Source organism: Flavobacterium sp. (assembly GCF_043773265.1).
Taxonomy (GTDB): domain Bacteria; phylum Bacteroidota; class Bacteroidia; order Flavobacteriales; family Flavobacteriaceae; genus Flavobacterium.
This window is the reverse complement of the sequence record NZ_JAYVFH010000090.1, coordinates 1-8,664: the sequence shown is the minus strand read 5'-3', so window position 1 is coordinate 8,664 and position 8,664 is coordinate 1. Positions and strand designations below refer to the sequence as shown.

Sequence of the window (8,664 nt, the reverse complement as noted above, 5' to 3'; positions counted from 1 at the left end):
CTGTTATTATGCCGTTGTTGGGTTTTATCATGACTAAATATAATACATCTTTGCCAAAGTTTAAAACTTTGGCAAAGATTATTTACTAAAACAACTTTTTACTCCTTTACAATTTTCTCAACAAAAACAACATTATCCTCACCATAAAACTTTACTACATAAACACCACTTGCAAAATTACTAACATCTATACTTTCATTAAAAGCTTGCTCATACACTTTTGCACCCAATAAATTATAAATTATTATTTTATGTAATGGTATTGTGGTAGTTATATTTAATGTATTTTTGGTTGGGTTTGGGTAAATGGTTATTTGTGTTTTTGTGAAATTTTCGTTAGCAAGCGTGCATGTACCTAATGCGGTTGGTACTGTTACTATGGCTCCACCACCATTGCCTAAAGCACCCAATTCTGCGAATCCCCACACGTAAATAGAATTATCAGTTTTTAAACCAATAGAAGATGCTCCACCAGCAGAAACCATTTGCCAATCACTATCAATACCAATTTGAGTTGGAGATAATATATTTGTTTCTGTACCATTTCCTAAACTAAATCCAGCATTTCTTCCCCAACCCCACAATGTCTTATTTACTTTTATTGCAAAACAGTTAGAATTACGACTAGCAGCTATTTTATCCCAATCATTTTCTGAACCAATTTGTGTTATTGTATAATTACTATCAGGCGAACCATTACCTAATTGACCAAAATAACCTTGACCCCAAGACCATAAAGTTCCATCTGTTTTTAAACCAAGATAATTATTATCGCCAGATTGTATATCCTTCCACTTATTATCATTTCCTATTTGGATTGGAGTATATACTGTTGATGTTGAACCATTATTTAATTCACCATAAGAATTTTGTCCCCAACCCCACAAGGTACCATCAGTTTTTATTGCAAATGTTGTTGTATTAATATTTCTACAAATACTTTTCCAATTTGTGCCTGTACCTATTTGTATAGGAACTGAACTTCCAATATTAGAACCATTGCCAAGTATCCCACCACTCCAACCCCAAAGAGTACCATCAGTTTTAATGCCAAACGAAGTATTTCTATTATGAATAAATTTCCAATTATTATTTGTGCCTATTTGAATTGGATAATAATAATTATTACTAGTACTTGCACCATTACCAATTCCTCCTCCTAAATTAGAACCCCAAGCCCACAACGTGCCGTCAGATTTTATTGCATGTGTAAATATGCTCGAACTACTTACTGTTAGCCATTGACTTGGATTGTTAATTTCTACAAAGTTTAATACTGGAGGATTTGATGAATTACCTCCGTTACCTACTTGACCATAGTTGTTTGATCCTGTTCCCCATAACGTTCCGTCTGATTTTATAGCAAAAGTGTTATTCCCACCAGAATCAACAAAATTCCAACATTGTGAATAGCAACTATATTGATTTAAAATAATAAATATTAAAATTACCTTTTTCATTGATTATATATTTAAATTTAAGTGATGTTTAAAGTTTATTTGTTATAATTTTTTATAAAAATTTAATAATAAATTATTATTTAAAAAATGCATTTAACATAACTAACTATTTATATTCAATGCTAAAGATATAATTGTTTTTTATTCTTACAAAATTTTTATTAAACTATTTTAGTTTATATAATAAAAAAAAAACTACTTTAATTTATTAACTGAATAGATTTACAATTTTCTAAAATTTAACAATAGTGCCAAACTAATTTACTCTTTTACAAAACTGCTGTAATCTTTTATCAAACTATCTTACACTAGTATCAAACTATTTTACTCTTTTGCTAAACTAACTTACACTAGTACTAAACTATTTTACTCTTTTAACAAACTAACTTACACTAGCATTAAATTTCTTTACACTTTTGCTAAATTGCTTTACATTTCTAATTACAAACTATAGCATTTTAAAATAAAAATTTTAAGTTATGGCACACAATAAAACAACTAAAAGTAAAGTTCATTAAAAAAAATTTGCCTTACTTTTGTTACAGAAATTTAAAAAATAAAATGTCTAAAAAACCATTAATTTTAGTAACCAACGACGATAGTATTTCTGCACCAGGAATTAGAGCTTTAATAGCTGTAATGAGTGAAATTGGCGAAGTAGTTGTTGTTGCACCAGATAGTCCGCAAAGTGCAATGGGACACGCAATTACCATAAATAATACGTTGCATTTAAACAAAGTTTCTAAAAATAATGCTGCTATTTTAGAATACAGTTGCTCTGGAACTCCAGTAGATTGTGTAAAAATGGCTGTAAACGAAATTTTGAAACGCAAACCAGATTTATGTGTTTCTGGAGTTAATCACGGTTCTAATTCGTCTATAAATGTGATTTATTCTGGTACAATGAGCGCAGCTGTTGAAGCCGGAATTGAAGGAATTCCTGCCATAGGTTTTTCGCTTTTAGATTATGATTGGAATGCCGATTTTGAACAAATTAAACCTTTTATAAAGAAAATTGCCTTGCAAGTTTTACAAAACGGACTTGCAGAAGGAACCGTTTTAAATGTAAATTTCCCAAAATTAAAAACCGATGAAATAAAAGGAATTAAAATTTGCAGACAAGCCAAAGCCATGTGGCAAGAAAAATTTGACAAACGTGTAACACCATTTGGCAAAGAATATTATTGGTTAACTGGCGAATTTATAAACCAAGACAAAGGCGAAGATACTGACGAATGGGCTTTAGCAAACCATTATATTTCTATTGTTCCAGTACAATTTGATCTTACTGCGCATCATTCTATTGCAACTTTAAACACTTGGGAGTTTTAGATCAATTATGAGTTGTAAGTTTTGAGTTGTGAGTTTTGGGTTGCGGAATTTGAAATTTGAAATTTAATTAAAATGCTATAAATGAGAAAAATAGATTTGTTAATTGGTTTAGTTATTGGAATTGTAACCACCATAATTGGTACCATTTTGTTTTTACTTTTATTTACAAACTTTACTAAAATAGAAGACATTGCAATTATTAGACAAGAAGGAATTTTAGGAAAAGTAATAACGCTTGGTGCAATTTTAAACATTTTAGTTTTTTATATTTTACTTAAAAATAATAAAGAATTAATGGCTCGTGGTGTTGTTTTAGCCACAATTATTCTAGCAATTTTAACTGTAATTTTATAAAATGAAATATTATATTATTGCTGGAGAAGCATCTGGAGATTTACACGGATCTAACTTAATGAAAGAATTATTGCAACAAGATACTATCTCAGAAATTAGATTTTGGGGTGGCGATTTAATGCATAATGTTGGCGGAACTCTTGTAAAACATTACAGAGAATTAGCTTTTATGGGATTTGCAGAAGTAATTTTAAATTTAAAAACAATTCTAAATAATATTAGATTTTGTAAACTAGATATAGAAAAATTCAATCCAGATGTTATTATTTTTATTGATTATCCTGGTTTTAATATGAGAATTGCAAAATGGGCAAAAGCAAAAGCAATAAAAACTCATTATTATATTGCTCCACAAATTTGGGCTTGGAAAGAAAATAGGATTACAGCAATTAAACGCGATTTTGATAAACTATTTGTAATTCTTCCGTTTGAAAAAGATTTCTTTGAAAAGAAACATAATTTTCCTGTAAATTTTGTTGGTCATCCATTAATTGATGCTATACATGACCGAAAAAATTCGGATGAGAATGTATTTAGAACCGAAAATAATTTATCCAACAAACCAATTATCGCAATTTTACCCGGAAGTAGAAAGCAAGAAATTTCTAAAATGCTTACTATTATGTTGAGCGTAGTAAATGATTTTCAGGAATATGAATTTGTAATTGCTGGCGCACCAAGTCAAGAATTTTCATTTTATGAACCCTTTTTAAATAATAAAAATTTAAAATTTGTAGCCAATAAAACATACGATTTGCTAGAAAATTCTTATGCAGCTTTGGTAACATCTGGAACAGCAACTTTAGAAACTGCTTTGTTTAAAGTACCAGAAGTTGTGTGTTACAAAGGAAGTTGGATTTCGTATCAAATTGCCAAAAGATTAATTACACTAAAATACATTTCACTGGTAAATTTAATTATGGATGAAGAAGTTGTAACAGAATTGATTCAAGAAAAATGTACAAGCAAAAACATCAAAAAAGAATTAAATTTATTGTTAGACAAAACTAATAGAGCAAAAATTTTAAATAAATACGAAGAATTTGAACAAAAGTTAGGTGGTTATGGAGCAAGTAAAAAAACTGCCTTTTTAATAATTGAAGCTACAAAATAACAATTTGAATTTAGAAACGTTATTTATTAAAACTATTTAATTTGAAACCACTACTCTTTTCTTTACTACTCTTAATTCTTTTTGCATCTTGCAAATCAACCTCATCAAGTGTTACAACTTCTAAAAAAAATGTAAAAACCAATTCAAATAAATTTACAGTTTTAAAGAAAATATCTGACGAACAAAAAGCCAGAATTGACAAAAAAGAATCCAAAGAAATTGAGTTTTTAAAAATTGTATCCGATAAAAAACTTATTGTTAGTTATTCTAATAATGATGTAGTTTTATTATCTGATAATGCTAAAAAATTATGTGATAAATTGGTTAATGATGCATTAAAAAACATTGGAAGTCCTTATAAATATGGCGGAATAACTAAAAAAGGTTACGATTGCTCGGGTTTAATATTCACAACATTTAAAGATAATGATATTATTTTACCCAGAACATCAATAGACATGTCTAAAATTGGAAGATTTATAGAATCTAATGATGCTAAAAAAGGTGATTTTATTTTCTTTAAAACCAATGGTAAAACAATTATAAATCATCTTGGAATGATTGTAGACGTTGATAATAATGAAATTAAGTTTATTCATTCCTCATCAAGTAAAGGCGTTATAATTTCTTCAATTAATGAAACTTATTATAGTAATTGCGTTGTACAAATTAACAGAATTATAGAATAATTAGCTTATTTCTTGTTAATCTTAAATATTTGTATACTTTTATCATAATGAAAGTACTACAATTTCCTTTAATAAAAATTACTATTTTTTTTCTTTTTGGGATAGTATTCTCCCATTTTTCATCATTATCTTTTAAATTTACTATTTCATTATTAATTGCTAATTTTTTAATTTTAGTTGTTTCGTTTTTTACTTTTAAAAAAAGATTTTTTGGTGTTTTTACTTTAGCAACTGCATTTTTTATAGGATCATTCACTTTAATTTGCAATAATGAAACTAGAAATTTAAATCATTACACTTATAAAATAAATGCATTTTATGAAATATATAATTGCGAAGTAACTGTTTTAGAAAAACTAAAAAACACAACTAAAAACGATAGATATATTGTAAAAATAACTTCAATAAATGACACATTATCTACTGGCGAATTAATTTTAAACATTAGAAAAGAAACTGTTTTACCAACTATTGCAATTGGTTCAAATTTAAAAGTTAAAGGAAGTTTTTATAAAAATAGAAATCCAAACAATCCCAACCAGTTTGATTATGGAAAATACTTAGAAAACAAGCAAATTTATGCTCAAATTTATGCTGATTTAAAAGACGTTCAATTGAGCACGCTAGTAGATAAGAACTTAAACTATTATGCCTCTAAAATTAGAAATAAAATAATTTTTAATCTTGAAAAAAATAAATTTTCTAAATCAGAATTAAGTGTTGTAAATGCATTAATTCTTGGTCAACAACAAGACATTTCTAAAGAAGTGGTTCTAGATTACCAATATGCAGGCGCAATTCATGTGCTTTCAGTTTCTGGGTTGCATGTTGGATTTATTCTATTATTTGTAACTTTTCTTCTACGACCAATTCCAAACACTAAATTTGGTTTAACCTTAAAACTAATAATTGCATTAATTTCGTTGTGGCTTTTTGGACTTTTGGCTGGACTTGCTCCTTGTGTTATTCGGTCTGTTACCATGTTTTCTTTTGTAGCTGTTGGATTATATTTAAGAAGAACGGTAAATATTTACAATACTTTAATGATTTCAGTTTTACTAATTTTACTTGTAGAACCATCTTATTTATTTGATATTGGCTTTCAATTAAGTTATGTTGCTTTATTTTTCATCATCTGGTTACAACCTTTACTAGCAAGAATTTGGGTTCCAAAATATAAATTTGTCACTTATTTTTGGGAAATAATAACAGTTTCATTTGCGGCACAAATTGGAACTTTACCCATGACAATTTATTATTTTCATCAATTTCCTGGGTTATTTTTTATTACCAATTTAATTATTTTACCAGCATTAACTTTTATTTTAGCGTTAGGAGTTTTAGTATTATCACTTGCGGCATTTGATATAGTTTGGTTTCCAATAATGAAATTATTAGAAAGTAGCATCACCATTTTAAACAAAATAATAAGCTGGATTGCATCGTTTGAAAGTTTTATTTTTAAAGATATTTCTGTATCTACTTTAATGATGATAAGTGGTTATATTTTAATAATAAGTTGGATAATTTGGTTTCAAAAACCATCATTTAAAAAATTATCTATTGCATTTTTAACTGTAATTTTATTTCAAATAGTTACCATTTATACAAAACATGACAACCAAAAAGCAACTGAATTTATAGTGTTTAGCAAGAGCAAAACGTCAATAATTACAGAACGAAAAGGACAAAAAGTTTCGCTTTACAGTACAGATAGTATACTTAAAAATGTGTCTGATAATTTAGCGATTAAATCTTATTTAGTGGCGAATTTTTGTTCCATTGAAAATAAAAAATCTATTGGAAATGTTTTTTATTTTAAAGGAAAAAAAATAGTTTTAATTGATAGTTCTGCCATTTATTTGAATGATAAAAAACCAGATATATTAATTCTTACACATTCGCCAAAGTTAAGTTTGGAACGTGTTTTTAAATCTTGGAAACCAGAACAAGTAGTTGTTGATGCTTCTAATTTTAAATCGTATATAAAGATTTGGAAAGCTACTTGCGAGAAAGAAAAAATCCCTTTTCACGCAACTGGCGAAAAGGGATTCTATAAATTATAAACTAAGCTTTTTTCTTGGTAACTTTTTTCTTAGCAGCTTTAATTTCTTTTTTTGTTGGTTTTGGGTTTGGAACAAATTTACTAATTATGTCATTAGCAGTTTTTAACCAAACTGTTGGTCCGCCAGCTAAATATCCTGTACTTCCAAGTTGTTCAAAAGAGGTTTTTCCATCAACAACACCGGGTTTTGCAAACCATACAGTTGGATATCCACGAACAGCAAAAAACTGTTGTAATTCGCTATTTTGCTTTTTAATTTCGGCAGATTGTGCTGTGTTTCTAGGAAAATCTAATTCTACTAAAACTACTTTATCTTTTGCCCAAGCAATAAATTCTGGAGTTTTAAAAACCTCTTTTTGCAAACGAATACACCAACCACACCAATCACTTCCTGTAAAAAATAGAAAAAGAGGTTTGCTTTCTTGGTTAGAAATTTCTATTGCTTTGTTTAAATCTGTATGCCATGTTAATTCTTCTTGCGCGTTGGTTGTGAAGCTTGCAAGAAAAAGAATTAGTACTATTGTTACTTTTTTCATTTTATATTTTTATGTATTTATGTTTTTATGTTATTAAGTTGTTTTCAAAAATAATGCCGAAAATAAGAAATTTATTTTACTTCTTGCATAACTTTCTTTAATAGTGGCGAAATAAGGATTAATAAAATTCCAGCTCCAATTGCAATATATCCAATGCTTTGATATCCATCTGTATATTGAATAAGTTTTTGAGAATTGGTTAAGTTTTCTCCACTAGTATCGCCTTTTGCTAATGCGGCACCAATTAATCCTGCACCATATTGACCATAAGCACTTGCTAAAAACCAAGTTCCCATCATCATTCCTGTTAATCTTTTTGGCGATAGCTTGGTAATCATCGATAGTCCAATTGGCGATAAGCATAGTTCTCCAACACTTATTACCAAGTAGGCAAAAAGGAACGTCCAAAGTGGTGTTAGTCCGTTTGGTGTTGCAATAAATTTACTCCAATAAAACACTAAAAAACCTAATCCTAAGATTAAAAATCCTAATCCAAATTTTACAATTGTATTTGGTTCTGCTTTCTTTTTACTTAAATAAATCCATAAAAATCCTATTACTGGTGCTAAAGCTACTACCCAAAGAGCATTAATAGAATTATTAACTTGAGTCATATTCAAACCTTGACTATTTACATTTCCATTTGCAAAGAAATTTAAAGAACCTCCACCTTGCTCAAAAAAAGACCAAAATAATGCAGAAAATAAAATTAAAATGATTGCTACAAGTAATTTACCAAATTCTTCTTTTTTAACTTTAGATAATATAATTCCTAAATAAATTAAAATAATTACTGCTATTGTTATCATAAACAAATCGCTAAATTGTACTAAGTAAGGCATTAAATTTCCAGCTTCGTCCTTTAATAATATTCCATTTGCATCTTTTAAGTTTCCAAAAAGAAAAGTAAAATCTATATCAAATGGATAATAAACCATAATAAAGAAAAATGGAATAAATAATAACGAACCTAAATAAACCATTAAATTATTGGAAATTCCTAAAGCAGATTTTTCAAATAATTTTTCTGGAAATGGAGGAAGGCCAATTGGACCTAGATGTTTTTGAGTTTTCAAGAACAATCCTAATCCCATTAACATACAAACTCCAGAAA

The 8,664-nt window shown here is 28.0% G+C and carries 8 protein-coding genes; 5 read left to right on the top strand and 3 right to left on the bottom strand.

Going from position 1 to position 8,664, the window contains the following annotated elements:
- Positions 1-98: 98 nt before the first annotated feature.
- Positions 99-1,460: a T9SS type A sorting domain-containing protein gene (locus ACH2BO_RS04745; RefSeq protein WP_395043602.1), complete on the bottom strand. Its 1,362-nt coding sequence runs from the start codon at positions 1,458-1,460 to the stop codon at positions 99-101.
- Positions 1,461-2,021: 561 nt separating this feature from the next.
- Here ACH2BO_RS04745 and surE point away from each other — a divergent pair.
- From surE to ACH2BO_RS04720, 5 genes are all read left to right on the top strand, one after another.
- Positions 2,022-2,792: a 5'/3'-nucleotidase SurE gene (surE, locus tag ACH2BO_RS04740; protein WP_395043601.1), complete on the top strand. Its 771-nt coding sequence runs from the start codon at positions 2,022-2,024 to the stop codon at positions 2,790-2,792.
- An 81-nt stretch (positions 2,793-2,873) separates the two neighbouring features.
- Positions 2,874-3,146 carry a hypothetical protein gene (locus ACH2BO_RS04735; RefSeq protein WP_395043600.1) on the top strand — a complete coding sequence of 91 codons (273 nt, stop codon included), beginning with the start codon at positions 2,874-2,876 and terminating at the stop codon, positions 3,144-3,146.
- A gap of 1 nt (position 3,147) precedes the next feature.
- The gene (gene lpxB, locus ACH2BO_RS04730; protein WP_395043599.1) at positions 3,148-4,260 is read left to right on the top strand and encodes a lipid-A-disaccharide synthase; all 1,113 of its coding nucleotides are present in this window, start codon (positions 3,148-3,150) and stop codon (positions 4,258-4,260) included.
- A gap of 41 nt (positions 4,261-4,301) precedes the next feature.
- Complete coding sequence (locus ACH2BO_RS04725; RefSeq protein ID WP_395043598.1) at positions 4,302-4,949, top strand: C40 family peptidase; 648 nt, start codon at positions 4,302-4,304, stop codon at positions 4,947-4,949.
- A gap of 47 nt (positions 4,950-4,996) precedes the next feature.
- Entirely contained in the window at positions 4,997-7,015 is a 2,019-nt protein-coding gene (locus tag ACH2BO_RS04720) for a ComEC/Rec2 family competence protein (RefSeq protein ID WP_395043597.1), read from the top strand.
- 1 nt (position 7,016) lies between these two features.
- On the opposite strand, the gene ACH2BO_RS04715 is transcribed toward ACH2BO_RS04720, so the two are convergent.
- Entirely contained in the window at positions 7,017-7,550 is a 534-nt protein-coding gene (locus ACH2BO_RS04715; protein ID WP_395043596.1) for a thioredoxin family protein, read from the bottom strand.
- Positions 7,551-7,621: 71 nt separating this feature from the next.
- Positions 7,622-8,664 (bottom strand): oligopeptide:H+ symporter (locus ACH2BO_RS04710; protein ID WP_395043595.1); only part of this gene is annotated, 1,043 nt, incomplete at its 5' end.